This is a genomic window from Vibrio tapetis subsp. quintayensis, assembly GCF_030409945.1.
Lineage (GTDB): Bacteria > Pseudomonadota > Gammaproteobacteria > Enterobacterales > Vibrionaceae > Vibrio > Vibrio quintayensis.
Map to the genome: position 1 here is coordinate 96,935 of NZ_JAUFQV010000006.1, position 24,877 is coordinate 121,811.

Annotated in this window: 21 protein-coding genes and 15 tRNA genes; 26 read left to right on the top strand and 10 right to left on the bottom strand. The window is 44.6% G+C overall.

Annotated elements, in window-relative coordinates:
• Positions 1-23: 23 nt before the first annotated feature.
• The gene (locus tag QWZ04_RS01365; RefSeq protein ID WP_290324305.1) at positions 24-1,277 is read left to right on the top strand and encodes an ATP-binding protein; all 1,254 of its coding nucleotides are present in this window, start codon (positions 24-26) and stop codon (positions 1,275-1,277) included.
• On the opposite strand, the gene epmB is transcribed toward QWZ04_RS01365, so the two are convergent.
• Positions 1,269-2,291, bottom strand: coding sequence for an EF-P beta-lysylation protein EpmB (gene epmB, locus QWZ04_RS01370; protein ID WP_290324307.1), 1,023 nt, complete (start codon positions 2,289-2,291; stop codon positions 1,269-1,271). The genes QWZ04_RS01365 and epmB overlap by 9 nt on opposite strands.
• Before the next feature lie 33 nt (positions 2,292-2,324).
• Here epmB and efp point away from each other — a divergent pair, with 33 nt between their 5' ends.
• On the top strand, positions 2,325-2,891 hold the full coding sequence (gene efp, locus QWZ04_RS01375; protein WP_102523225.1) for an elongation factor P: 567 nt from the start codon (positions 2,325-2,327) through the stop codon (positions 2,889-2,891).
• A 168-nt stretch (positions 2,892-3,059) separates the two neighbouring features.
• Complete coding sequence (locus tag QWZ04_RS01380) at positions 3,060-3,635, top strand: hypothetical protein (RefSeq protein ID WP_290324310.1); 576 nt, start codon at positions 3,060-3,062, stop codon at positions 3,633-3,635.
• 74 nt (positions 3,636-3,709) lie between these two features.
• On the opposite strand, the gene frdD is transcribed toward QWZ04_RS01380, so the two are convergent.
• The 4 genes from frdD to frdA are packed head-to-tail and all read right to left on the bottom strand — an operon-like array spanning position 3,710 to position 7,076.
• Positions 3,710-4,084, bottom strand: a complete 375-nt coding sequence (frdD, locus tag QWZ04_RS01385) for a fumarate reductase subunit FrdD (RefSeq protein ID WP_290324312.1) — start codon at positions 4,082-4,084, stop codon at positions 3,710-3,712.
• A gap of 13 nt (positions 4,085-4,097) precedes the next feature.
• Complete coding sequence (frdC, locus tag QWZ04_RS01390) at positions 4,098-4,481, bottom strand: fumarate reductase subunit FrdC (RefSeq protein WP_290324314.1); 384 nt, start codon at positions 4,479-4,481, stop codon at positions 4,098-4,100.
• A gap of 4 nt (positions 4,482-4,485) precedes the next feature.
• On the bottom strand, positions 4,486-5,247 hold the full coding sequence (locus tag QWZ04_RS01395; protein ID WP_102523221.1) for a succinate dehydrogenase/fumarate reductase iron-sulfur subunit: 762 nt from the start codon (positions 5,245-5,247) through the stop codon (positions 4,486-4,488).
• A complete protein-coding gene (gene frdA, locus QWZ04_RS01400) occupies positions 5,247-7,076 on the bottom strand; it encodes a fumarate reductase (quinol) flavoprotein subunit (protein ID WP_290324317.1) in 1,830 nt (609 codons plus the stop codon). Before frdA ends, QWZ04_RS01395 begins: the two co-directional genes overlap by 1 nt.
• Before the next feature lie 290 nt (positions 7,077-7,366).
• Between frdA and epmA the strand changes: the two genes are divergently transcribed.
• Positions 7,367-8,341 (top strand): elongation factor P--(R)-beta-lysine ligase, encoded by a 975-nt coding sequence (gene epmA / locus QWZ04_RS01405; protein WP_290324319.1) that lies wholly within the window; start codon positions 7,367-7,369, stop codon positions 8,339-8,341.
• A gap of 13 nt (positions 8,342-8,354) precedes the next feature.
• On the opposite strand, the gene QWZ04_RS01410 is transcribed toward epmA, so the two are convergent.
• The 4 genes from QWZ04_RS01410 to rsgA form a co-directional block, all read right to left on the bottom strand.
• Positions 8,355-9,242 carry a DMT family transporter gene (locus QWZ04_RS01410; protein ID WP_290324322.1) on the bottom strand — a complete coding sequence of 296 codons (888 nt, stop codon included), beginning with the start codon at positions 9,240-9,242 and terminating at the stop codon, positions 8,355-8,357.
• A 170-nt stretch (positions 9,243-9,412) separates the two neighbouring features.
• On the bottom strand, positions 9,413-10,828 hold the full coding sequence (locus tag QWZ04_RS01415; RefSeq protein ID WP_290324324.1) for an SLC13 family permease: 1,416 nt from the start codon (positions 10,826-10,828) through the stop codon (positions 9,413-9,415).
• A 185-nt stretch (positions 10,829-11,013) separates the two neighbouring features.
• On the bottom strand, positions 11,014-11,883 hold the full coding sequence (gene asd / locus QWZ04_RS01420; protein ID WP_290324325.1) for an archaetidylserine decarboxylase: 870 nt from the start codon (positions 11,881-11,883) through the stop codon (positions 11,014-11,016).
• 112 nt (positions 11,884-11,995) lie between these two features.
• The gene (gene rsgA, locus QWZ04_RS01425) at positions 11,996-13,045 is read right to left on the bottom strand and encodes a small ribosomal subunit biogenesis GTPase RsgA (protein ID WP_290324327.1); all 1,050 of its coding nucleotides are present in this window, start codon (positions 13,043-13,045) and stop codon (positions 11,996-11,998) included.
• Positions 13,046-13,124: 79 nt separating this feature from the next.
• Between rsgA and orn the strand changes: the two genes are divergently transcribed.
• From orn to QWZ04_RS01505, 16 genes are all read left to right on the top strand, one after another.
• On the top strand, positions 13,125-13,670 hold the full coding sequence (orn, locus tag QWZ04_RS01430) for an oligoribonuclease (RefSeq protein ID WP_290324328.1): 546 nt from the start codon (positions 13,125-13,127) through the stop codon (positions 13,668-13,670).
• Positions 13,671-13,841: 171 nt separating this feature from the next.
• Positions 13,842-13,917: transfer RNA gene (locus tag QWZ04_RS01435), tRNA-Gly, on the top strand.
• Between the two features lie 68 nt (positions 13,918-13,985).
• A tRNA-Met gene (locus QWZ04_RS01440) sits at positions 13,986-14,062 on the top strand.
• Positions 14,063-14,120: 58 nt separating this feature from the next.
• A tRNA-Gly gene (locus tag QWZ04_RS01445) sits at positions 14,121-14,196 on the top strand.
• A 68-nt stretch (positions 14,197-14,264) separates the two neighbouring features.
• Positions 14,265-14,341, top strand: a tRNA-Met gene (locus QWZ04_RS01450).
• 58 nt (positions 14,342-14,399) lie between these two features.
• A tRNA-Gly gene (locus tag QWZ04_RS01455) sits at positions 14,400-14,475 on the top strand.
• 68 nt (positions 14,476-14,543) lie between these two features.
• Positions 14,544-14,620: transfer RNA gene (locus QWZ04_RS01460), tRNA-Met, on the top strand.
• A 58-nt stretch (positions 14,621-14,678) separates the two neighbouring features.
• A tRNA-Gly gene (locus QWZ04_RS01465) sits at positions 14,679-14,754 on the top strand.
• 85 nt (positions 14,755-14,839) lie between these two features.
• Positions 14,840-14,916 (top strand) — tRNA-Met (locus QWZ04_RS01470).
• A gap of 58 nt (positions 14,917-14,974) precedes the next feature.
• Positions 14,975-15,050 (top strand) — tRNA-Gly (locus QWZ04_RS01475).
• An 86-nt stretch (positions 15,051-15,136) separates the two neighbouring features.
• Positions 15,137-15,213 (top strand) — tRNA-Met (locus tag QWZ04_RS01480).
• A gap of 58 nt (positions 15,214-15,271) precedes the next feature.
• Positions 15,272-15,347: transfer RNA gene (locus QWZ04_RS01485), tRNA-Gly, on the top strand.
• Positions 15,348-15,432: 85 nt separating this feature from the next.
• Positions 15,433-15,509: transfer RNA gene (locus tag QWZ04_RS01490), tRNA-Met, on the top strand.
• A 58-nt stretch (positions 15,510-15,567) separates the two neighbouring features.
• A tRNA-Gly gene (locus tag QWZ04_RS01495) sits at positions 15,568-15,643 on the top strand.
• An 86-nt stretch (positions 15,644-15,729) separates the two neighbouring features.
• Positions 15,730-15,806 (top strand) — tRNA-Met (locus QWZ04_RS01500).
• Positions 15,807-15,864: 58 nt separating this feature from the next.
• Positions 15,865-15,940: transfer RNA gene (locus QWZ04_RS01505), tRNA-Gly, on the top strand.
• 669 nt (positions 15,941-16,609) lie between these two features.
• On the opposite strand, the gene queG is transcribed toward QWZ04_RS01505, so the two are convergent.
• Positions 16,610-17,722 (bottom strand): tRNA epoxyqueuosine(34) reductase QueG, encoded by a 1,113-nt coding sequence (queG, locus tag QWZ04_RS01510; RefSeq protein ID WP_290324330.1) that lies wholly within the window; start codon positions 17,720-17,722, stop codon positions 16,610-16,612.
• Between the two features lie 247 nt (positions 17,723-17,969).
• On the opposite strand from queG, the gene tsaE reads away from it, so the two are divergent.
• The 6 genes from tsaE (at position 17,970) to hflX (ending at position 24,851) form a co-directional block, all read left to right on the top strand.
• Positions 17,970-18,434: a tRNA (adenosine(37)-N6)-threonylcarbamoyltransferase complex ATPase subunit type 1 TsaE gene (gene tsaE / locus QWZ04_RS01515; RefSeq protein WP_290324332.1), complete on the top strand. Its 465-nt coding sequence runs from the start codon at positions 17,970-17,972 to the stop codon at positions 18,432-18,434.
• Positions 18,428-20,137: an N-acetylmuramoyl-L-alanine amidase gene (locus QWZ04_RS01520; protein WP_290324334.1), complete on the top strand. Its 1,710-nt coding sequence runs from the start codon at positions 18,428-18,430 to the stop codon at positions 20,135-20,137. Before tsaE ends, QWZ04_RS01520 begins: the two co-directional genes overlap by 7 nt.
• Positions 20,137-22,218, top strand: a complete 2,082-nt coding sequence (mutL, locus tag QWZ04_RS01525; RefSeq protein ID WP_290324336.1) for a DNA mismatch repair endonuclease MutL — start codon at positions 20,137-20,139, stop codon at positions 22,216-22,218. The genes QWZ04_RS01520 and mutL overlap by 1 nt, the downstream gene beginning before the upstream one ends.
• Positions 22,218-23,150 carry a tRNA (adenosine(37)-N6)-dimethylallyltransferase MiaA gene (miaA, locus tag QWZ04_RS01530; protein ID WP_290324338.1) on the top strand — a complete coding sequence of 311 codons (933 nt, stop codon included), beginning with the start codon at positions 22,218-22,220 and terminating at the stop codon, positions 23,148-23,150. Before mutL ends, miaA begins: the two co-directional genes overlap by 1 nt.
• A gap of 115 nt (positions 23,151-23,265) precedes the next feature.
• Positions 23,266-23,532, top strand: coding sequence for an RNA chaperone Hfq (gene hfq, locus QWZ04_RS01535; RefSeq protein WP_102523210.1), 267 nt, complete (start codon positions 23,266-23,268; stop codon positions 23,530-23,532).
• Between the two features lie 29 nt (positions 23,533-23,561).
• Positions 23,562-24,851, top strand: coding sequence for a ribosome rescue GTPase HflX (gene hflX, locus QWZ04_RS01540; protein WP_102523209.1), 1,290 nt, complete (start codon positions 23,562-23,564; stop codon positions 24,849-24,851).
• The last annotated feature ends 26 nt before the right edge of the window (positions 24,852-24,877 follow it).

The following is a 24,877-nucleotide window of genomic DNA, read 5'->3' on the forward strand; positions in this document are numbered from 1 at the left end:
TATTTTCCCCTAAGAAATGCCTTATGACTCAACGAAGCGAAGACTTAACCAGCATACCTGTCCTTGAAGGGATATTTCATAGTATTCCTATTATGCTAGCGGTACTGGATAACAACCTAAAATATATATTTGTCAGCCAGCAGTATCTTGATTTTATTAAGGTCGATAGTGAGCAAGTGCATAATCGCACGGTAGCTCAGGCGCTTCCTGAACCGGTATATTTAAGTATCGCCCCCTTACTAGAACGGGCGCTTTCTGGTGAGTCGATAAGCTTTGAAGTAGCACTGCCAACGACACCGGAGAGCTTCCTCAATATTCAGTATCAGCCAAGATTCAACGCAGACGGTGATCAAATCGGGATATTGATGTCGGGTGTGGATATAAGCGAGCTGAAAAGTGCTGAGTTGGATCTAAAGGAGCTGAATAATCACCTTGAAGACGTTGTTCATGAAAGGACTCAGAGCTTAGAGCAAGCTAATGCTGGGTTAATTGATACCTTAGACACCTTAAAGCACGCGCAAAGTTCTTTGGTTGAGTCTGAAAAAATGGCATCACTTGGCAGCCTTGTTGCGGGCATTGCGCATGAAGTGAATACCCCGCTAGGTATCAGTATCACCGCAACAAGCTATTTAGAGGAAAACATCAAGTCACTCCAAGCGGGGTTCGAATCAGGATCTTTAACTAAAACTCAGTTTCTTAAAACCATCAATGGACTTAAAGAGTCAGCCAATATATTGAATTCGAATTTGAATAGAGCAGAAAGCTTGATATCCAGCTTTAAGCAAGTTGCTGTCGAACAAAGCGATCAGCAACTGCAGGCGTTCAACTTAAAAGAGATAGTCGATAATTTGTTGGTTTCACTTTCGCATGAAATTCGCATATCTGGGGTATCAGTCGATGTTGATTGTTCAGACTCTATTGAATTAGAAAGCTATTCAAGCGGCTATATCCAAGTTCTTACAAATCTCATTACCAATAGTCTCCGTCACGGCTTTGATGACTGGAATGGTGAAAAGAAAATATCGTTTAAAATCAAAGCAGATGAACGACAAATAAAAATAGAGTACTCCGACAGCGGGAAAGGTATAGCGTCATCGGTTATCGATAGGATATTCGAGCCATTCGTTACGACGAAAAGAGGCCAAGGAGGGTCCGGTCTTGGCACCAATATTATCTACAACACGGTTGTGCAATTGCTTAAGGGCCGTATTGAGTGTCACTCAGAGCCCAACTTTGGTGCTCGATTTACTCTCATTTTGCCAAGAACACTATTCTAAATCGAGGTTGAGAGGAGTTTTACTCGCTCTTCCGCCTATTTCTCTGGTGAGTCTCGGGACCAAATATCCAGAAACTTGCGTGATCACCTCCGCCATGATCTCCTTTGCTCTCGCATCAGACACAAAGTAATGAGCAGCCCCTTGTACCTTATCCAACACATATAGGTAATAAGGTAGAACACCGACAGAAAAAAGCGTTTCACTGAGCCGTACTTGATCTTCAACAGAATCATTGACCCCTTTTAGCAGCACACCTTGATTAAGCAGGGTGCAGCCCGAAGTCTTTAGCTTCTGTAAGGCGGCAGCGAGTTCGTTATCGATCTCATTGGCATGGTTAACATGGGTAATAAAAACGACGTTGAGCCTTGTTTTTTCAATCAGCTGGCATAGTTCACGGGTGATTCTGGCCGGAATAACAACCGGCAGCCTTGTGTGAATTCGCAACGTTTTAATGTGTTCGATATCAGAGATACTGTTAATTAACCACTCAAGTTCACTGTCTTTGGCCATGAGTGGATCACCTCCGGATAAGATGACTTCATTGAGTTCAGGGTGCTGCTTTATGTAGTCGATGCTGTCTTGCCAAACAGACTTGGAGCCTTTGTTGTCGGCATAGGGGAAATGACGCCTGAAACAATAGCGGCAATTAATGGCACAACCACCTTTCACAATCATCAATACTCGGTTGTGGTATTTATGCAGTAAACCCGGTTGTTGATTGTTTTGCTCATCAAGAGGATCGGCAGAGTAGCCCGGAGTTTGGTCGTATTCTTCAAACAGTGGCAATACTTGCTTTAATAGGGGATCGTTTGGATTGCCTTTTTCCATTCTATCGACGAAGCTCATCGGTACGCGCATAGGAAAAAGCTCACGCGCAGCGAAGCCTTTTTGCCACGGGATCGGATCGATTTCCAGTAAAGAGAGGAGCTCAGACGGATCTGAGATCGCATTCGCCAGTTGTTTGAGCCAGTTTTGCTCAACAGATGGCTCGATTCGGGTTATTATATGCGGCATAGAATTTAACTCTAACATGGTAAAGAGGAAATAATGGCTACAGTTAGCACCAATGAATTCAAAGGCGGTTTAAAATTTATGCTCGACAGTGAGCCGTGTGTCATTCTCGAAAACGAGTTTGTGAAACCGGGTAAAGGTCAAGCGTTCAACCGTGTACGAATTCGTAAACTATTGTCTGGTAAAGTGTTAGAGAAAACATTTAAGTCTGGCGAAACTGTAGAAGTCGCTGACGTAATGGATATCGATCTTGATTACTTGTACTCAGACGGCGAATTCTACCACTTTATGAACAGCGAAACATTCGAACAAATAGCAGCGGATGTGAAAGCCGTGGGCGATAATGCAAAATGGTTAGTTGAAAACAACACGTGCATGATCACGTTGTGGAACAACAACCCAATTACCGTAACCCCACCAAACTTTGTTGAATTGGAAGTAACAGAGACAGATCCTGGCCTTAAAGGTGATACTCAAGGTACGGGTGGCAAGCCAGCAACACTTTCAACAGGTGCTGTTGTTCGTGTTCCTCTGTTTATTGCTATTGGTGAAGTAATCAAAGTTGATACTCGCAGCGCTGAATACGTAGGTCGAGTGAAGTAATTTTAGTTATACCTAATAAAAAAAGTCGCATGATTGCGACTTTTTTTATGTCTGGTATTTATATTTTATAAAATAAAGCTTCACTCATAGATTTATTGGTAATAAGAAGTATTATCCTTTGCGCTTGTGGAATTAACATCACACATTCATTTTCGCAAGGATACCAAAATGAAACGAACACTTTTTGCCGTATTACTCACGACTACACTCGGTTATTCGACTACGTCACTGGCTTCTGACGCTGATAATAGCTTTGCTTTATCTAAAGGAAAACCGGATGCTGGGATGTGTCAGTTTGATGTCGATAAAGGTAAGTCATTTTTTGATGCAGTCTCTGGAAAGCTATGGGCGTGTGGTGAGGCTGGTTGGGTGTATTTTGAGTCGCGTAGTAGCTTAGTGTGCGAGGCTTCTCCAGAGGTGGACATTAATCAATACCAAGTTTGGAAGAAAGGAAGCTACAGAGGTGGATCCGAGGTGTCTCATAATGGGCGTCCATATAAAGCACGCCATTGGGTGAACCAAGAGCCGGGTAAAGCAGAGGCTTGGGAGTTGATCGACCTTTATGCTGGAGCTCCTTCTCAATGGAGTAAGCTAGAACAGTATCACTCAGGTAAAGACAGTGTTGTGTACATGGGGCATATCTACAAAGCCACAGCTTGGTCTAAAAACGCAAACCCATCGAAAGAAGTGCTGAAATCTGGCTGGAAAAGGTGGGAATGGGTAGGTGAGTTTGAGTGTCCGTAATAAATACGATTAAGTAGGATACAAAAAGGCTGATGGGAATACCATCAGCCTTTAATATAACTCGCTATACCATTTTAAATCATAAAGACAAAAACGATAGCTAATGCTGAGATGATCGAAGCAAAACCGTAGCAGAAGATCTTACCAACGACACCTGCGTGGATTTTCAGATCGTGCATACCATGATGTAAGCGGTGCATTGCATGCCACATTGGCAAAGCAAGTGTGCCGATAACAAATAATGCACCGATGAAGCTGGTTGCAAAATCAGCAACTCGTTCGTAGCTCATGGCTTCCGGAGAAATCACGCCCATTGGTACCAAAATACCAAGCACAAAAATTGTGATCGGGCTAATCATTGCAAACCAAGTACCGCCAGCGCCAAATAGCGTCCACCATACGGGTTCATCTGAACGTTTAGGGGTTTTATTGACTGTTGAGTGAGTCATGATATTGGCCTCCTTAAACCACGATAAGTACGATAAGTGAAATCGCAGCAACCGCTGCCCACTGACTTAACACGATGATTTTTTTATCAATCAATTTACCTTTCAAGCGAATTGGCATCACTTGAGGCATCATGCTAAAGAACGTCTGGGCGTGTAGTAGGCTACCAGCAAGTGCGACGATATTGATCGCCACAACAACTGGGTTCGCCATAAAGCCAAGCCATGCTTGCCACGCTTCAGGGCCTTTCACTAAGCTGCCTAAACCAACGGTTAAGAACAGAGTGAATAGGATCAACGGTAGAATGGTCGCTTCACGCATCATATAGAAACGATAAAACGGGCTGTCTTTCCACCATGTGCGCTTCATTTCACGAACATAAGGTTTACGATTGCTCATCCTTCTAGGCCTCCGCTTTCTTTGGTGAACCATCCGGTTTCAACATGGCAATGACGAAGTCCATTGAAGATTCAACCTTGCCTTGGTTTACTGCAGCTGCAGGATCGACGTTTTTAGGGCAGACCTCAGAACAGTAACCCACAAAAGTACAACCCCACGCGCCATTGTCCCCATTGATAAGCTTCATACGCTCATCTTTGCCGTTATCACGACTGTCTAGGTTGTAACGGTGAGCAAGCGTTAATGCTGCAGGGCCGATAAACTCAGGGTTTAAGCCAAATTGCGGACACGCTGCGTAACATAAGCCACAGTTGATACAACCAGCGAACTGCTTGTATTTTGCCATTTGCTCAGGCGTTTGTAGGTTAGCACCATCTTCAGGCTTGCGATCGTTACCAATGATATAAGGCTTGATGGCTTCTAGACGCTCAATAAATGGCGTCATATCAACAATTAAGTCTTTTTCAATTGGGAAGTTAGCCAGTGGCTCAATTCTCAATCCATCAGGGTAGTCACGCAGAAAGCATTTACATGCCAGTTTAGGAACGTTGTTAACCATGATGCCGCAAGAGCCACAAATTGCCATGCGACAAGACCAACGGTAAGAGAGGTCTTTATCCAGGTTGTCTTTGATGTAACCAATGGCATCAAGTACCGACATGGTGTCATCGAAAGGCACATCGAACGATTGCAGATGTGGTTCACTGTCTTTTGCCGGATCGTAGCGTAGGATTTCGACTTTTTGAATACGAGTTGTCGTCGTCATTATGCCTTCTCCTCTGCTGCGTTTTCTTCATCAAGCTGTTTTTGAGCTGCTGCTTCAGCGGCTGCTGCTTTTTCTGCCGCTTCACCGTATAGGCGAGCTTTAGGTTGAGACTTAGTGATTTTCACATTGCTGTAATCAATAGACGGCGCTGCGTCTTCTTTGAAGAAAGCCAGGGAGTGTTTTAAGAAATTCTCATCGTCACGTTCAGTACAACCACCGTCTAGACGTTGGTGAGCACCACGAGATTCTGTTCTCAAAATAGCCGAGTGAGCCATGGCTTCAGCGACTTCTAGCCCGTAGCCGACTTCAATGGCATACAGAAGGTCTGTGTTAAACACTTTGCCTTTGTCTTTAATTCCAATGTTTTTGTAGCGCGCTTTAAGCTCAGTGAGCTTATCAATGGTGGCTTGCATCAGATCTTCTTGACGGTAGATGCCACAACCCGCTTCCATTGTGTGACCCATTTCAGTGCGGATATCCGCCCAGTTTTCGTCACCTTCTTGATCCAGTAATGCTTGAATTCTCGCTTCAACCGCTGTTATTTGTTTAGCGATTGACTCGTCATTCCAGCCCTTGAATTCAGCTGCGCGCTTAACCGCGTTTTCACCAGCCACGCGCCCAAATACGACGAACTCAGCCAGAGAATTTGAGCCTAAGCGGTTTGCACCATGTAGGCCAACAGAAGCACACTCACCTACAGCGAATAGGCCTTTGATTCGAGTTTCACATTGACCGTCTGTTTCAATGCCACCCATGGTGTAGTGAACCGTTGGGCGAATTGGGATTGGCTCTTTGGCTGGGTCTACATTTACGTAAGCTTTTGAAAGTTCACAGATGAATGGTAAACGCTCTTGCAGGTACTCTTCACCAAGGTGACGAAGATCAAGGTGCACCACATCACCCAGAGGATGTTTAATGGTGTTGCCTTTTTGCTGCTCATGCCAGAATGCCTGAGAAACTTTGTCACGAGGACCCAGTTCCATGTATTTGTTTTTTGGTTCGCCAACAGGAGTTTCTGGCCCCATGCCGTAATCTTGCAGATAACGGTAGCCATTTTTGTTAACGATGATACCGCCCTCACCACGACAACCTTCAGTCATCAAAATGCCCGTGCCTGGAAGACCCGTAGGGTGGTATTGAACGAATTCCATGTCACGAAGAGGAACGCCGTGGCGATAAGCCATTGCCATTCCGTCGCCGGTTACGATACCGCCATTGGTATTGCAGTGATAAACGCGACCAGCACCACCCGTTGCAAGTACAACTGATTTAGCTTTGATGGTAACGAGTTCACCTTCAGACATATGAATGGCAATCAAACCTTGAACTTCACCGTCTTCAACGAGAAGATCGACCACAAAATACTCATCGAATCGATTGATTTGATCGTATTTCATCGAAGTTTGGAACAGGGTGTGAAGCATGTGGAAGCCGGTTTTGTCAGCAGCGAACCAAGTGCGCTCTACTTTCATGCCACCAAAACGGCGTACGTTGACTTCACCATTTTCTTTACGACTCCATGGGCAGCCCCATTGTTCCATTTGAACCATTTCGCGAGTCGCGCTTTTTACAAAATATTCTACAACGTCCTGTTCACATAGCCAGTCCCCACCGCCAACAGTATCGTTGAAGTGGTTATCTAGGCTGTCTTCTTCCTTGATTACAGCTGCTGAGCCTCCTTCCGCTGCGACAGTGTGGGATCGCATTGGATACACTTTAGAAATAAGTGCAATTTCGAGTTCAGGGTTGGCCTCAGCCGCGGCAATGGCAGTACGAAGACCGGCGCCGCCTGCGCCGATGACTGCGATATCTGTGGTTATTGTTTTCACAGTTATCCTCCAGTGTGTATTGGCAATAAAAAAGCGGCGACACGTAAGATCTTACGATAATGCGGACGCTGCTAGTGTCATGCCAGGGATTGTAATAATTGATTTTGAGTTCCTCGTGTATATTAGAAGACGGGCGATGGGAATAAATTGATGTACTTAGGTTTTTGCTTCGGTAATGCAAGTTTGAGCATAGTATTTTGGCTTTGTGTGAGGAAAGTCACTAACCGCTTTGGAATAGTGCGATTAACAAGGTAAAATTGACTGGTTTTTGAATTAATTGGAGTCATTTTATGACCTTAGCGACTTGGCAGCCGTCGGCTACTATTCCTATGTTGAAAAAAAGAGCCGATGTTTTGACACAAATTAGGCATTTCTTTGCGTTACGTAGCGTATTAGAAGTGGATACTCCTGCCATGAGTCACGCAACGGTTACGGATGTGCACCTGCATACCTTTCAAACAAGCTTTGTTGGGCCTGGTTACTCTGATGGCCAAACCTTATATTTGATGACCAGCCCTGAATTTCACATGAAACGATTACTTGCCGCTGGCAGTGGCTGTATTTATCAAATTAATAAAGCATTTCGAAACGAAGAAAATGGCCGCTACCACAATCCAGAATTCACCATGCTGGAGTGGTATCGAGTTGGTTTTGACCACCACAAGCTAATGGATGAAATGGATGATTTACTGCAGTTGATCTTGGCTTGTAAATCTGCAGAAAGAATGACGTATCGGCAAGCTTTTTTGTCAGTGCTAGGTGTGTGTCCGTTAGAAGCTAACATGAACGAGCTTAGAGCTTCGGCATCTCAGTTAGACTTGAGCGACATTGCGGAGAATGAGCAAGACAAAGATACGTTATTGCAGTTGCTTTTCAGTGTGGGTGTTGAAGGGCATATAGGGCAAAGCGCACCGGTGTTTGTATATGATTTCCCTGCATCACAAGCTGCATTAGCCAAAGTGAATAACTCTGACCCTAGAGTGGCGGATAGATTCGAGGTTTATTATAAAGGCATTGAGCTGGCAAACGGTTTCCACGAATTAGATAACCCTGCGGAGCAGTTGGCACGGTTTGAACAAGATAATAGCAAACGAGAAAGCATGGGGTTATTACCTCAGCCGATTGATCACCATTTAATTGCCGCATTAGAGTACGGTTTACCTGCGTGTGCAGGTGTTGCCCTTGGGGTCGATCGCTTAATTATGCTTGCGCTTGAATGCGAGCATATCGATGACGTAACAGCTTTTCCATTTCCTATTGCTTAATCATCACTGGTCGTTAGCTAACTAGGATCCCGGTACCAACAACAGCGACAGCCGCTCCCAACCAAGCATAGCGATTTGGTCTTTGTTTTGTGTATAGCCATAAAAGAGGCAGTAACATGATTGGTGTGGTGGACGATAATAATGCCACCATGCCGACATTACCCTCGCGTAAGGCGTAAAGGATTAAGGTCATGCCAACGGCCATCGCCAAAAATCCGTTAATCGCGCATATTCCAAATATTTTTAGGTTAATCGGCTGTATCGGTCGTGCTAGCTTAGCTCCTGTCATACGGAACAAACTATGTGCTAGGAAAGCGGTGATCATCCTTAATGCCGATGCGGCGATAGGGTCAACATCCGTTAGCATGACTGGTTTTGCAATGATTCCGCCCATCGCTTGGCAAAAGGCGGCCAATAATCCAAGAGAAATGCCAATCCATGCTCGCCCTTTTACTGCTTCCCAGTCATGTTGTTTTTGGTTCTTCCGTCCAAAGAAGATAGCTGAAATGACGCCAGAAAAAACCAAGACCGAGCCAACGTATTCACTGCTGGTGAGTGTTTCGCTGAAAAGGAAGTAGCCCAGTAGAGCCGAAAATACGGCATGGCAAGAAAACAAAAGACCGGCTTGTCTAGGGCCCATACGATTCATGCAGGCAAATAGGGCAGTATCACCAATAAATATTCCAATCAGCCCCGATAATGCCATCGGAAAGACATGAGAGGATTCTACGCTGCTCCAGCCTCCGGTAATCATAGCCATAACAAACAGCATGCTTGCCGTGCACCCCATTCTCCAGCGGCTATATGCGAACGAACCTAGGTGTCTTGCTGGGATTACTGAAATTAAGCTGGAAATTGCCCACAAAAATGCAGCAGCAAGGGCGAGCCATTCGTAAGTCATAATGCATAAATAAAACGGTGGTTGATAGTCAGACTATGCACTAATAACCTAGCCGCAACCACCTTTGATGTCGTGTCCGACATAATTTTTTCAAGGTGACGAGGGCAAAAATAATCAAGCCCTCATGGTATGGAGGGCTTGATTGGTGTCTCTAAATATTTGTCGGGAAATTAAGTAAGGATAAGCATTGCGGCGTACACCATTAGCAAACCAATAACACCCATAATGAGCCCGATTTTAGCCATGTCTCGGCTTTCAATTAAGCCTGTTGAATAAGCCAATGAGTTTGGCGGAGTCGAAACAGGTAAAATCATACCGAGAGAAGCAGAAAACGCGACGACAACAAGTAACCCTTGCAGCCCGCCAATGGTGACTAAGCTTGGCATGGATGTGCCAATAGCTGCAGCGATTGGCATTAACAAGTTAGCGGTCGCCGTATTCGACATAAAGTTAGCCATTAACCAACATACGATCGATAGCGTAATAACTACGGCGTAAGGTGTGAGTGATTCATAATCAATGGAGTGGGCTAATGCCTCTGCTAGCCCCGTTTTATCAAGACCAATCCCTATCGCGATACCACCGGCTACTAACCACAGTACATCCCAATTAATTTGCTTTAGTTCTTCTTTACCCATGATACCTGTCAGGGTGAAGACGGCGAGTGGAATAATAGAAACCACATAAGTGTTCATGCCATGGATACTCGTAGTCATCCACAGCAATATGGTGGCTGCGAAAGTGACGTAAACGGTAATGGCTCGCCAGCTTTTTCTAAATTGACCATTTAGCTTCAGAACCATCTCTTTTTCAGAAGAAGGGAACAGCTTTTGAAGCAGAAACCAAGCGATGGTCAGTTGAATCATCACAAAGGGTAAACCCATCATCATCCAACTGAGAAAATCAATGCTGTTTTCTCCGGTTAAATACTGCAAAGCAATGGCATTAGGAGGTGTACCAATCGGAGTTGCGATACCACCGGTATTGGCTGCAATCGGAATACACAAGACTAACGCTTTTATACCTACATCCCCTTTCGGTGCGGAAGCGACAATGGGCCCAAGCAATGCGAGCATCATAACCGTGGTTGCGGTATTAGACATAAACATAGAGAAAACAGCGGTGATCAGCATTAAACCCAGCATGATGAATTTTGGCTGAGTACCAAATGGCTTGAGTAAAACACGGGCCAAGTTGTTGTCCAGTTCGTATTTCGATGCCGCGATGGCTAGGGCAAAACCACCCATAAATAGAATGATTATTGGGGAAGAGAATGCACTGAATATGTCGGTGTAGTTAATCAACTCGCCGAGATCATGTCCCTCTGGTGGCGCGCGAAATAAATGCAGCCCTTTATTGGATATCATGACCAGTTCTAAGGCAATGATTAATATCGAAGTGGCGAAAACGGGTACGGGTTCAAGTACCCAAAGTAGAGCCGCGAGTAAGAATATAGCGAGAAGGCGATGTTGAATGAGTGTTAGATCATCAATAGGGATCATATCTATAGGCATAAACAACACCGCAATTGGAATTGCAAAGCAGATGAACAGTTTGATCAAAATTGCGGGATTTTTTACTACCATAGACGTAAAAACCTTCCTAGTTTAAGTCGATAGCAACGAGAATAAATGACCCTTAAGATGGTTACCTAGATCTGGACTAGACTTTGATAAAAAAGAGAAAACTATTGGAAGGATGTTTGCTTTTTGTCAAAAAATAGAAGAGGGAGTAAAGGTTGTAGAACACTACAACCTTTAATTAATAATGTTTAGCCTTTAGCCTTCACATGTGCGTAAGCAGTGCCTAGCAATGTTGGTACGTTGTTTTGCATGGTTTGGTCAAACTCAACGGCACCCTCAGAGAAGAGATTGATTACCGTTGAACCTAGCTTAAAGCGGCCCATCTCTTCACCTTTTTTAAAGTGAACAGACTTATTGCCTTCTGCTGGGTAATCCCAAGTGTAAACCGTATTACCACGAGGCGGTGTTACCGTTCCAGCCCATGTTAGTTCGATGCTACCAACGATAGTTGCGCCAACCAATACTTGTGCCATTGGGCCAAAGTCGGTATCAAAGATGCAAACCACGCGCTCATTACGAGCAAACAAATTAGGTACGTTTTCTGCCGTCAGAGGGTTTACTGAGAACAGGTCGCCAGGAACATAAATCATCTGACGAAGCACGCCGTCACAAGGCATGTGAACACGATGGTAATCGCTTGGCGATAAGTATAGTGTCGCGAATTCACCATCAGCAAACTCTTGTGCTAACGCTGCGTCGCCGCCTAGCAACTCTTGTGCTGAATAAGTGTGTCCTTTTGCTTGAATCAATTGACCGTCAGTGATCGGTCCGAATTGGCTTACACAAGCATCCGCTGGGTGTGCGATGACAGATTCGCCGTCAACCACTGGGCGCATACCTGGCTTTAATTCGCGTACGAAGAATTCATTAAACGTTTTAAAGTGCGCAGGATCAGAGTGCAAAGCTTCATCCATGTTCACTTTGTATTGTTTTACAAACAAACGAATAACGGCGGTTGTGAGGCTGCCCGATTTTGAGCTGGCAAATTTACCAACCAGTCGAGTTAATCCATGCTGTGGTAGCCAGTATTGTAGGCCCACTTTAATTTTATCTAACACGTTTGATTCCAACTTGTTCAATAATTTGGCGCGAGATATTACTCAATCTAAAACGCCTTGTCAGCATCTTTGCGTCAAAGGCGTAGATTGAGCCGCGTTTTAGGTGAATGTCTTACAGATCGCCTTTTTTAGAAAAATGACGATTCGCTTTGTTTTCGGACATACTTTCAATAATGCGGTGATAGTTATCGAATCGCACTTTTGCAATGTCACCTTTTTCGACTGCGGCACGTAATAGGCAGCCAGGATCATCATTATGAGTGCAGTCTCGGAATTTGCAGCCACCAAGGAAAGGACGGAACTCAATGAATGCTTCCGTTACTTCATCGGGTTCTAGGTGCCATAAGCCAAACTCACGAACTCCTGGAGAGTCGATGAGATCGCCACCATTCGGGAAGTGATAAAGCCTCGCTGCCGTCGTGGTGTGTTGACCTAAACCGGAGTTTTCAGAAACAGCGCCTTCTTCGATGTCAACATCAGGCAGTAGAGCATTGACTAGGCTGGATTTACCAACGCCAGACTGACCAACAAATATGTTGATTCGGCCTCTAAGTTCAAGCTCAAGTTCTTCGATACCTTCGCCAGTTTCTTTACTAACAAACAAAACTTTGTAGCCTATTTTTTCGTAGGCCGCTAACCATGTTTTGTACTGAGCAATCTCTTCTGGTTTAAGAAGGTCCATTTTGTTCAGAACAATAAATGGTGAGACATTTAAAGTTTCTGCAGCTACTAAATAGCGGTCGATAATGTTGAGAGACAGCTCAGGTAAGACTGAGGAAACTATCGCCATCTGATCAATATTCGCAGCAACAAGTTTTACACCGTCGTAGTAATCTGGTCGAGTAATCATTGAGGTTCGTGGTTCAACCGCTTCAACAACACCAGAAATACCGGCCATTGATTCGAGACCACAACGCCAAAGCACTTTGTCGCCAGAAACTAAGTTTTCTATGCTTCGGCGCAGGTTGCAGCGGTGGACTTCACCACTCTCAAGATCTTCGATATCCGCATGCTGGCCGAATCGAGTAATGACCAAGCCTTTTTTTGCGCCACCCAGCATGGATTCATCCCACTGAACGGTATCTTCTTTCTTGAGACGCTTATTTTGATTACTGCGTACGCGTCGTACTTGACCTTTGGTCAGCTTTTTCTTCTTTGCCACGTATATTCAACTTCTAAGGTTGGAATTCGTAATTTGCGGAGTATGATACCTCTTTTAGCAACAAAATAGGCACTCATCTATGTCATTCAGCGATCAAAACTTAATTTGGATCGATTTGGAGATGACAGGGCTTAACCCTGAAACCCACAAGATCATTGAAATCGCTACGATTGTTACTGATAGCGAATTAAACATTCTCGCTGAAGGTCCTGTGCTAGCTGTTCACCAACCTGAACAAGAATTGGATAAAATGGATGAGTGGTGCACCACTACCCATACAGGCAGCGGTTTGGTTGCACGTGTAAGAGAAAGCAAAATTACAGAGCAACAGGCCATTGAGGAAACCATCGCTTTCCTTGAAAAGTGGGTGCCGAAAGAGAAATCTCCAATTTGTGGCAATAGCGTCGGCCAAGATCGTCGTTTTTTAGTAAAGCACATGCCTGAGCTTGATCAGTATTTTCATTACCGTTGTATTGATGTCAGCACGATTAAAGAGCTGGTACGCCGCTGGAAACCAGAAGAGTTAACTAAGTTCTCAAAAGCTGGAACTCACCTAGCGTTAGATGACATCCGAGAGTCAATTGCAGAGCTTCAGTTCTACCGCAAGAATGTTTTTAGTATCTAGTCCTGACGTCGTACTGCTAAGCCTTTGACCAAACTGGCGAAAAATACAGCAAAAACTAAATAAAACGCATTTTTTTGAGATAAGGACTTGCATCACAAAAAAATGCTCTTATAATTCGCAGCCCTGAACGGCAGAAAGCCTTTCGGTTCTTAACGAAAATTAAGATGAAATGCGATACTAGCTCAGTTGGTAGAGCGCAACCTTGCCAAGGTTGAGGTCATCGGTTCGAACCCGATGTATCGCTCCAATTTCTCTCACGCTTTGCGCTGAAGAAGATGTTGGTCAAGTCTCATTGTCTTAAACAATGCATCCGGACGCGGGATGGAGCAGTTTGGTAGCTCGTCGGGCTCATAACCCGAAGGTCGTCGGTTCAAATCCGGCTCCCGCAACCACATTACAGTTAAACGCCAGTTCATTGCCAAGGCAATAGAATAGCCGCGGTTAGCTCATGCGATACTAGCTCAGTTGGTAGAGCGCAACCTTGCCAAGGTTGAGGTCATCGGTTCGAACCCGATGTATCGCTCCAATTTCTCTCACGCTTTGCGTTGAAGAAGATATTGGCAAAGTCTCATTGTCTTAAACAATGCATCCGGACGCGGGATGGAGCAGTTTGGTAGCTCGTCGGGCTCATAACCCGAAGGTCGTCGGTTCAAATCCGGCTCCCGCAACCACATTACAGTTAAACGCCAGTTCATTGCCAAGGCAATAGAATAGTCGCGGTTAGCTTATGCGATACTAGCTCAGTTGGTAGAGCGCAACCTTGCCAAGGTTGAGGTCATCGGTTCGAACCCGATGTATCGCTCCAATTTCTCTCACGCTTTGCGCTGAAGAAGAGATTGGTCAAGTCTCATTGTCTTAAACAATGCATCCGGACGCGGGATGGAGCAGTTTGGTAGCTCGTCGGGCTCATAACCCGAAGGTCGTCGGTTCAAATCCGGCTCCCGCAACCACATTACAGTTAAACGCCCAGTTCCTTACCATAAGGTATTAGAGCCGCGGTTAGCTCATGCGATACTAGCTCAGTTGGTAGAGCGCAACCTTGCCAAGGTTGAGGTCATCGGTTCGAACCCGATGTATCGCTCCAATTTCTCTCATGCTTTGCACTGAAGAAGAGATTGGTCAGTCTCATTGTCTTAAACGGTAATGATGCGAAAAGAGAAACATCCGGACGCGGGATGGAGCAGTTTGGTAGCTCGTCGGGCTCATAACCCGAAGGTCGTCGGTTCAAATCCGGCTCCCGCAACCACATTACAGCTAAACGCCAATTCATTGCCAAGGCAATAGAATAGCAGCGGTTAGCTTATGCGATACTAGCTCAGTTGGTAGAGCGCAACCTTGCCAAGGTTGAGGTCATCGGTTCGAACCCGATGTATCGCTCCAATTTCTCTCACGCTTTGCGTTGAAGAAGATATTGGCAAAGTCTCATTGCCTTAAACGGTAATGATGCGAAAAGAGAAACATCCGGACGCGGGATGGAGCAGTTTGGTAGCTCGTCGGGCTCATAACCCGAAGGTCGTCGGTTCAAATCCGGCTCCCGCAACCACATTACAGTTAAACGCCAGTTCATTGCCAAGTCAATGGAATAGCCGCGGTTAGCTCATGCGATACTAGCTCAGTTGGTAGAGCGCAACCTTGCCAAGGTTGAGGTCATCGGTTCGAACCCGATGTATCGCTCCAATTTCTCTCACGTTTTGTGCTGAAGAAGAAATTGGTCAGTCTCATTGTCTTAAACGGTAATGGTACGAAAAGAGAAACATCCGGACGCGGGATGGAGCAGTTTGGTAGCTCGTCGGGCTCATAACCCGAAGGTCGTCGGTTCAAATCCGGCTCCCGCAACCACATTACAGTTAAACGCCCAGTTCCTTACCATAAGGTATTAGAGCCGCGGTTAGCTTATGCGATACTAGCTCAGTTGGTAGAGCGCAACCTTGCCAAGGTTGAGGTCATCGGTTCGAACCCGATGTATCGCTCCAATTTCTCTCACGTTTTGCGCTGAAGAAGAAATTGGCAAAGTCTCATTATCTTAAACGGTAATGATGCGAAAAGAGAAACATCCGGACGCGGGATGGAGCAGTTTGGTAGCTCGTCGGGCTCATAACCCGAAGGTCGTCGGTTCAAATCCGGCTCCCGCAACCACATTACAGTTAAACGCCCAGTTCCTTGCCATTAGGTATTAGAGCCGCGGTTAGCTCATGCGATACTAGCTCAGTTGGTAGAGCGCAACCTTGCCAAGGTTGAGGTCATCGGTTCGAACCCGATGTATCGCTCCAATTTCTCTTACGCTTTGCGCTGAAGAAATTGGCATAGCCTCATTGTCTTAAACAATGCATCCGGATACGGAATAGAGCTAATGTGCTCACCAAGGCCGCACCCGATTAAACGCACACGCGAGTGATCAAGTTACCGCTCTTTTAATGCTGTGAAGCATTACCCCAAAATAAATCAATGACACACCCTATGGGTGATTTTTTGTTTTTGCAAAACAAATTCCATTGCCACTGAGTCATCACTTAGTTTTCCACGCCTTCATCCCTGATGATATAAGGCTCGTTAGCGCGTACTTACAAATAAACTCACAGACTTATCCACAAAATTGTTGCTGTGGGTAACTTGGTTGATAAGTTGTTTTTATTCAGGGGAATAACGCTGTTAGCGAAGATCTTTTGGGTTAGAGTAGCTCTATCTTGGCCACTTAATGTTATTTAAGTTATTGTTATTTTAGTGATTTTCGTTGTTTCTATAATTAACTTAGAATGAAAATAAAGATCTTTAAGTGGGTTTTTATTGATCCTCATCATTTATTCAAACTGTGTTTAACTTTTCAAATCCTAGTAATGTATGCTGCGAAAACAGATTTTTTCCACATACAGCACTTTTTGCGAAACAGCTCATAATTTTGATGGTAAATGGCCTGTGGGTAACCTTATTCACTGGTTATGCTAGGCGTCTCTCGGTAAGCCTTTCTCTACGATGCGTATTAAGCGTTCCTTTTTCCTATCTCGAACAGGAACTTGAGCTAATTGCTGTTCAATAGCCCAATGAATGTGAATATCCAGATTGTCAGAAATAGATAACCTGGTGTGGAGAGCGTCGATGTTACTTTGAGAGTAAGGAGCGTTTCCAAGAGCGATGGCGATGTTTCGTAGCCATTGAACATGGCCGATACGACGGATAGCCGAACCTTCCATTCTCTTCATGAACTCTTCTTCTGTCCAAGAGAAAAGTACGGTCAGTTCTGTAGAATTCAGTGTCGGCCTACGGTGAAAGTCACTCTTTTCGGTAATTTGACCGTGTTTGTTCCACGGACAAACTAATTGGCAATCGTCGCAGCCGTAGATTCTATTGCCAATTAAAGACCGCAGCTCTTCGGGGATGACGCCATCTAACTCTATCGTGAGGTAGGAAATACATTTTCTAGCATCGACAACACCGTCAGAGATAATAGCTCCTGTTGGACAAGAAGTGATGCAGGCAGTACATTTACCGCATTGATCTTGTAATGGGGTATCAACAGGTAGGGGGATATCAACCAGCAGTTCGCCGAGAAAAAACCAAGACCCGGCATGAGGGTTGATAATGAGAGAATGCTTGCCACTCCAACCTAGCCCGGCTTTTTGCGCCAATGGGCGTTCTAGGATCGGTGCTGAGTCGACAAATGGGCGATAGCCTAATTCCCTCACTTCTTGTTCTATTTTTTGTCCCAATTTCTTCAGTTGATTGCGCACGAGCTTGTGGTAATCACGCCCTAGCGCATAGCGGCTAATATATCCTTGGTTTAGATTTTTCAAGTTAGACGCAAATTGTGCTTCAGGTGGAAGGTAATCCATTCGCACACTAATGACCCGTAAAGTCCCTGGTAAGAGTTCATCAGGCCGTGCGCGCATCATGCCATGGCGAGCCATCCAATCCATTTGACCGTGGTAACCAGCATCTAACCAGCTCTGTAAGCTCGCTTCATGCTGTGATAGGTCAATATCGCAGATACCAACACCTTGGAAGCCGAGTTCGATTCCCCATTGTTTTATTTTGTCTGCGAGTTCGGAATAATTCATAATATGACTGAGCGAAAATTGGGCGAGGATCTTAACTGATCCTTAAGTTTGGATCTATCAAATTAGATGTAATTCATCAGATGTTCAGGCCAGAATGGGCTTTAGTTTTCTATTTTTTGATTTTTCTTAACAGATAAGCGCTTGTCTCTCAAAAGCAACACGGTTTACTATTCGCTATCAATTGATTTTTATATAGTCGATAGCTTATTAAGTCGGCTTAAATTAGTAACTTTGGAACATGCATTAAATGAACATAAAACAATTCACGTTAAAAGATGAACAAGCCACCGTTCTGCTAGGGACAAATTTAGCGCAAGCATGTTGCCAACAAACCACGATTTACTTACATGGTGATTTAGGGGCAGGCAAGACAACATTTAGTCGTGGATTCGTCAGGGCGCTTGGTCACAATGGCAATGTAAAAAGTCCGACGTACACACTTGTTGAGCCCTACGAACTTGAGCAATGGCAAGTTTATCATTTCGATCTTTACCGTCTTGCTGATCCCGAAGAACTCGAATTTATGGGTATCCGCGATTATTTTACCGACGATGCAATCTGTTTGGTTGAATGGCCTGAAAAGGGCGAAGGCTTATTACCTAATCCAGATATTGATTTAGAAATGAAATATATGGGTGAACAACGCACAGTGACGCTAACGGCTAATACTGAATATGGACAGAGTTTGCTTAGTAACTTGGAGTTATGTTGATTTATAGGCAATTTAGAGCCCTTATTGGGCTGTGTTTTTTGGTGGCATTTTTGGGTTCGTTTTCAGCGTATGCGAATGAACTAGAGGGTGTTCGTGTTTGGCCATCGCCAGATGAAACTCGTGTGGTGATCGATTTAAAAGCGGAAGCCGATTATAGCTATTTTACGCTTTCTAGCCCGGGAAGGTTGGTTGTCGATTTAAAGCAGACGACATTAAATACCAAGTTACCGATTAATGTGTCTGACTCGGCTGTACTCAAAAAAGTTCGCAAGAGTAGCCCGCCGAATAAAGAGACGTATCGACTGGTTTTTGAATTAAAGAGTAATGTCACAGCCAAACTCTTTAAGTTAAGCCCGACACCTGGTGGTCAATATGGTCACCGATTGGTGATCGATTTACCTCACAGTAATGTGAGTAGAGTAAAACCTAAACCCGTTTCTCAACCTGCGGCCAGCACCACCGCGAGTAAGCATGCCTCATCGTTGCGAGGCAGTGCCGACATTATTGTTGCCATTGATCCAGGGCATGGAGGCGAAGACCCAGGTTCGATTGGCCCTAGCAGAAAGTATGAAAAACATACGACCATGACGGTATCGAATAAATTGGCGGCGGAGCTAAACAAGGTTCCAGGGATTAAAGCCGTATTGACTCGAAAAGGCGACTATTTCGTTAATTTGAATAAGCGCTCTGAAATTGCGCGAAAAAATAAAGCGCACTTGTTGGTCTCGGTTCATGCCGACAGCTTTCGCTCCCCACAGCCTAGAGGGGGGTCTGTCTTTGTGTTAAACATGCGCCGAGCCAACAGTGAAATTGCACGGTGGGTAGAAAAACACGAAGAGCAATCTGAGCTTCTAGGCGGTGCCGGTGAGGTATTGTCGCGAGTAGGTGATGATAAAAATGTAAGTCAAACCTTACTGGATCTTAAATTTAGCCATTCACAAAAAGAGGGCTATAAGGTGGCAACGAACATCTTGAAAGAGATGGGGAAGGTGACGCGTTTACATAAAAAAGAACCGGTGCACGCTAGTTTGGCGGTATTGAAATCTCCAGACATTCCATCAGTACTGGTTGAGACTGGCTTTATATCGAATCCAACAGAAGAGAAGTTACTGTTCCAACGTTCTCATCAGCAGAAATTGGCCAACGCACTGGCAAAAGCCATTGTCGATTACTTTGAAGAAAACCCACCGGAGGGCACGCTACTCGCTAACCGTGGTGCGGAGATAAAACACAAAGTGAAGCGTGGTGAGTATTTGGGTAAAATTGCCGCTCAATACGGAGTGACGACGAGCTCAATTAAAACAGCGAATAAATTGAAGTCAGACAGTCTAGCCGTCGGTCAGGTGCTGACGATTCCTAACGGTAGTGTCACGGGGAGTGAGACAGTTTCGACTCAAGTCATTACCCATACGGTTAAGTCCGGTGAGTATTTAGGAAAGATTGCGGACAAGTACAAGGTGTCTGTGTCGAGTATTCAAAAACAGAATAACCTAAAAACATCGACGTTGAAGGTCGGGCAGAAACTTAAAATTTCTGTGAAAGTAAAAGACAAACCGATCGTTAAACACAAAGTGGCTCGTGGTGAATACTTAGGTAAAATCTCGAGTCGTTATGGTGTGACCAATGCCGCTATTAGAAAGGTCAATAATCTTAAGTCAGATCAGTTAGCGATAGGCCAAATTTTAATAATACCGAGTAAATAATGACGATTAAAATTTTACCAGCACGATTAGCCAACCAAATTGCCGCAGGAGAAGTGGTAGAGCGTCCTGCGTCGGTCGTTAAGGAGCTGGTAGAAAATAGTTTGGATTCTGGCGCGACTCGAATCGATATTGACATTGAGAAGGGCGGAAGCAAACTCATTCGCGTTAGAGATAACGGCAAAGGTATTGTTAAGGATGAACTAGGATTAGCACTGAGTCGACATGCGACGTCTAAGATCCATTCTTTAGATGACTTAGAAGCGATTGTTAGTCTCGGATTTCGTGGTGAAGCGCTAGCCAGTATCAGTTCGGTTTCTCGGTTAACCATGACGTCTCGCCCAGCGACTCAAGATCAAGCTTGGTCGGCTTACAGCGAAGGCCGAGACATGGCGGTAAAGTTACAACCAACGGCACATCCAATTGGTACGTCCGTTGAAGTATTAGATTTATTCTTCAACACGCCAGCGAGACGTAAATTTTTGCGGACTGAGAAAACTGAGTTCGCTCATATTGATGAGTTGTTGAAGCGTATCGCGTTGAGTCGATTTGATGTGACGATTAATATTCGACATAACGGAAAAATGGTCCGCCAATATCGAGCGGCCAAAACAGATAAACAAGCGGAAGCTAGGATCTCAGCCGTATGTGGCAGTGCTTTTGTGCGTCATATGCTCAAGATAGAGCTAGAGCATCAAGAGTTGAAATTACATGGGTGGGTGACGACGCCTGAAGGTGCACGTCAACAGAGTGACTTGCAGTACTGCTATGTGAATGGCCGTATGATGCGTGACAAGTTGATCAATCATGCGATCAGACAAAGCTATGAAAACAGCTTAAGGCCAGAACAATTTGCAACGTTTGTGTTGTTTATTGAGCTAGACCCACATCAAGTTGATGTTAACGTTCATCCAGCCAAACACGAGGTACGTTTCCATCAAGCTAGGTTAGTGCATGACTTTATTTATCAGGCATTAAGTGACGCATTAGCACAAAGCGAGCATATTGAGCCAGCACAAGTTCGTCACAGTGCTTACGCTCAACCTACTGACACTCAATGTGCTGACACCTTAGAAAATAGCGCTCAGCACATTGAAACTACCGAACATCCGATGGACGATCGCTCTTTTCAGTCTCAATCGCAGCCGTCGTCGGAGCGTGCGCTCAACACCATAGCGAATAACCCTAGCTATCCGAACAAAGCAGACCATATATCTGAGCCTCGTAGCCCATTTAGTTATCAATCGGGCGAACAGTCGGAACATTCCAGCCCAAGTGATTCCTCAATCAAATCGCCAGAATGGCAAAAGCAAGCACAGGCTAATAAGCGAGCAATAGGCAAGGGCTCAGTTTATAAGATGCCAGATGCCCCAACGAAGCAACAGGTGCGGGCGTATACCGAGCTTTTGAATGTTGTACCGACACAAAGTTCACCCCATCGTGATGCGCCTATCTCTGACGTGGTTAATACTGATGAAGTAGTTAATACTAAGGCTGTAGGCTCAGGTGAAACAGCATCAGTGAGTGTAAAAACACTGGGAAAAGCTATTTGTGTTGTGAGTGAACATTTCCTTTTGCTGCAATCTGAGCAAGGACCTGTGCTTTTGGATTTGTATCGAGCTGAATGGTATCGAACGCTTGGGCAGCTGTCGGTGAGAGAGCAGCCTTTGAAAGCACAGCCTCTATTAGTCCCTCTGGCAATGAAACTAGAAAAAGAGCTTTTGGTAAGAGCTAAGCTCAGTATGGAATTTTTAGCTGACTTTGGTATCCAACTGAGAGAGAAAGGTAATGATAGCATCATGGTAATGAGTGTTCCTCAACCATTAAGACAGCAAAACCTGCAACAGTTGCTTCCAGATCTGTTATCTTATTTAAATAGCAACAGTGAAATTTTTAACGAGCAGATAATTTCCAGTTGGCTGACGACCAGAATCACAACGATTAAAGATGCTTACACGCAATCTGAGGCATTACAGATACTTTCAGATGTAGAGCACCTTTGGCATGGCAAATTGCCATTACATGATACGGCGTTGGTGCAATTGGTTGATTTTACTGCCACGATGATAGCATTTGATCAGTGATGAATGACAAACTACCTTTAGCCCTGTTTTTGATGGGGCCGACAGCGTCAGGTAAAACGGACCTAGCCATACGCATAAGACAAAAATATCCAGTTGAGATCATTAGCGTAGATTCTGCTTTGATCTATAAAGATATGGATATAGGCACCGCTAAACCGGATGAACATGAGTTGGCATTAGCGCCTCATCGCTTGATTAATATCTTAGATCCTAAAGACGCGTATTCCGCGGCAGATTTCCGCAAAGATGCCATTGCTGAAATGGGCCGAATTGTCGCTGATGGCAAAATACCAATGCTGGTCGGTGGCACAATGCTTTATTACAAAGCATTACTTGAAGGTTTGTCGCCATTACCTGCGGCAGATCCCGAAATTCGCGAGCAAATTGAACAACAAGCATTGACGCATGGTTGGTCGGTGATGCACGATGAATTGAAATCTATAGATCCAGTTTCAGCAGAAAGAATTCACCCTAATGATCCACAAAGGTTATCTAGGGCATTGGAAGTTTATAGAATTTCAGGTAAAACTTTAACTGAGTTAACTCAACAGAAAGGTGAACCATTGCCTTATAGAGTTAAACAGTTTGCAATAGCTCCCAAGGAAAGGGCTGAACTCCACCGCCGAATTGAATTGCGCTTTGACAAAATGATCGAAGCGGGATTTGAAGAAGAAGTGAAGGCGTTATACGCTAGAAACGATCTTCACCCAGAATTACCATCTATTCGATGTGTAGGGTATAGGCAGATGTGGGAATATTTGGATGGAAATTGCAGTTTGGATGAAGCGGTATTTCGCGGAGTCTGTGCAACCCGTCAATTAGCCAAGCGACAAATTACCTGGTTGCGCAGCTGGGATAATTTAACTTGGTTGGATAGCGAGAACATTGAACACGCCGTTGAAACTCTATCTGATGCGATAGCAACCGATTAGTTTGCACGTGTATAATGCGATCGTTTTTGCGCATGTTTCATTTAGCTTGGATGCAAGAAACAGCTCACTAAATAGCTAAATAATACTAAAACAACAATCAAATAAGGAAAATAAAATGGCTAAGGGGCAGTCTTTACAAGACCCGTTTTTGAACGCGCTTCGTCGTGAACGTGTACCAGTTTCAATCTACCTAGTGAATGGTATCAAACTTCAAGGTCAGATTGAGTCTTTCGATCAATTCGTGATCCTGCTGAAAAACACTGTGAATCAAATGGTGTACAAGCATGCGATTTCTACTGTAGTTCCTGCTCGCGCAGTGACGCACCACAGTGCAACAGAACGCGCTCCATCTGAGCGTCCACAAGAGAAATCTGAAGATTAATAATAGTACTTTGGTAAGGAGTTGAATGCTTGTTTGACCGTTATGAAGCCGGTGAACAGGCTGTACTTGTTCATATCAACTTCACGCAAGAAGGCGAGTGGGAAGATCTAGCTGAATGTGAGATGTTAGTTTCTTCTGCTGGGGTGCAGACACTGCAAGTGGTTACTGGCAGCCGTCAAGCCCCACACTCGAAATACTATGTTGGAGAGGGTAAAGCTCAAGAGATCGCACAAGTGGTGAAAACGACGGGTGCAGAAATCGTGATCTTCAATCATGCCCTCTCTCCTGCCCAAGAGCGTAACTTAGAGCAACTTTTTGAATGTCGAGTATTAGACCGTACAGGTCTGATTTTGGACATATTCGCTCAACGTGCTCGAACCCATGAAGGTAAAATGCAGGTAGAGTTGGCGCAATTACGCCATATCTCGACGCGATTAATTCGTGGTTGGACGCACCTTGAAAGACAAAAAGGGGGCATTGGTTTACGTGGGCCAGGTGAGACTCAATTAGAGACTGACCGACGTCTATTGCGTGATCGTATTAAAGCTATTCTTCGTCGCTTGGCAAAAGTGTCGAAACAGCGAGAACAAGGCCGCCGAGCTCGTAACCGAGCGGAAATTCCAACTATCTCACTCGTTGGTTACACCAACGCAGGAAAATCGACCTTATTTAACCGTATCACTGACGCTGGTGTTTATGCAGCGGACCAACTGTTTGCAACCTTAGACCCAACCCTGCGTAAACTAGAGTTGGCTGATGTAGGGCTAGCAATATTGGCAGATACCGTTGGATTTATACGTCATCTTCCTCATGATTTGGTTGCGGCATTTAAAGCCACCTTACAAGAAACGCAAGAAGCTGACATTTTGTTACATGTTGTTGATGCCAGTGATGAGCGTTTTCGTGAGAACATTCAAGCCGTCGATATCGTTTTAGAAGAAATTGAAGCGAATGACGTTCCATATTTAGTTGTGATGAACAAAATCGACAATATGGAAGGCCAAGAACCGAGAATCGAATATGACGAGGAAGGTGTTCCTCAACGTGTTTGGGTTTCGGCAATGGAAGGCATTGGGCTTGATTTACTTTTTGAAGCATTGACGAAACGTCTTGCTAGTCAGATGGTTCAGTATCGTTTGCGAATTCCGCCACAGTTTCAAGGCCGTTTTCGTAGTACTTTCTTTGAAATGAAGAGTATTCAACGAGAAGAATATGATATAGATGGTAACTTGTTGGTCGATATTCGAATGCAGCAAGTCGATTGGTCTAGACTAGAGAAAAGAGAAGGGGCAGTTTTGAGTGACTTTATAGTTACTTAAATGACTGCTACAGTATAACGTCATAT

What these genes read in the sequence shown, in the direction of transcription:
- QWZ04_RS01365 (WP_290324305.1), top strand. Translation starts at nt 24, where the DNA reads ATGACTCAACGAAGCGAAGACTTAACCAGCATACCTGTCCTTGAAGGG.
- epmB (WP_290324307.1), bottom strand. Translation starts at nt 2,291, where the DNA reads ATGCCGCATATAATAACCCGAATCGAGCCATCTGTTGAGCAAAACTGG.
- efp (WP_102523225.1), top strand. Translation starts at nt 2,325, where the DNA reads ATGGCTACAGTTAGCACCAATGAATTCAAAGGCGGTTTAAAATTTATG.
- QWZ04_RS01380 (WP_290324310.1), top strand. Translation starts at nt 3,060, where the DNA reads ATGAAACGAACACTTTTTGCCGTATTACTCACGACTACACTCGGTTAT.
- frdD (WP_290324312.1), bottom strand. Translation starts at nt 4,084, where the DNA reads ATGACTCACTCAACAGTCAATAAAACCCCTAAACGTTCAGATGAACCC.
- frdC (WP_290324314.1), bottom strand. Translation starts at nt 4,481, where the DNA reads ATGAGCAATCGTAAACCTTATGTTCGTGAAATGAAGCGCACATGGTGG.
- QWZ04_RS01395 (WP_102523221.1), bottom strand. Translation starts at nt 5,247, where the DNA reads ATGACGACGACAACTCGTATTCAAAAAGTCGAAATCCTACGCTACGAT.
- epmA (WP_290324319.1), top strand. Translation starts at nt 7,367, where the DNA reads ATGACCTTAGCGACTTGGCAGCCGTCGGCTACTATTCCTATGTTGAAA.
- QWZ04_RS01410 (WP_290324322.1), bottom strand. Translation starts at nt 9,242, where the DNA reads ATGACTTACGAATGGCTCGCCCTTGCTGCTGCATTTTTGTGGGCAATT.
- QWZ04_RS01415 (WP_290324324.1), bottom strand. Translation starts at nt 10,828, where the DNA reads ATGGTAGTAAAAAATCCCGCAATTTTGATCAAACTGTTCATCTGCTTT.
- orn (WP_290324328.1), top strand. Translation starts at nt 13,125, where the DNA reads ATGTCATTCAGCGATCAAAACTTAATTTGGATCGATTTGGAGATGACA.
- queG (WP_290324330.1), bottom strand. Translation starts at nt 17,722, where the DNA reads ATGAATTATTCCGAACTCGCAGACAAAATAAAACAATGGGGAATCGAA.
- tsaE (WP_290324332.1), top strand. Translation starts at nt 17,970, where the DNA reads ATGAACATAAAACAATTCACGTTAAAAGATGAACAAGCCACCGTTCTG.
- QWZ04_RS01520 (WP_290324334.1), top strand. Translation starts at nt 18,428, where the DNA reads ATGTTGATTTATAGGCAATTTAGAGCCCTTATTGGGCTGTGTTTTTTG.
- mutL (WP_290324336.1), top strand. Translation starts at nt 20,137, where the DNA reads ATGACGATTAAAATTTTACCAGCACGATTAGCCAACCAAATTGCCGCA.
- miaA (WP_290324338.1), top strand. Translation starts at nt 22,218, where the DNA reads ATGAATGACAAACTACCTTTAGCCCTGTTTTTGATGGGGCCGACAGCG.
- hfq (WP_102523210.1), top strand. Translation starts at nt 23,266, where the DNA reads ATGGCTAAGGGGCAGTCTTTACAAGACCCGTTTTTGAACGCGCTTCGT.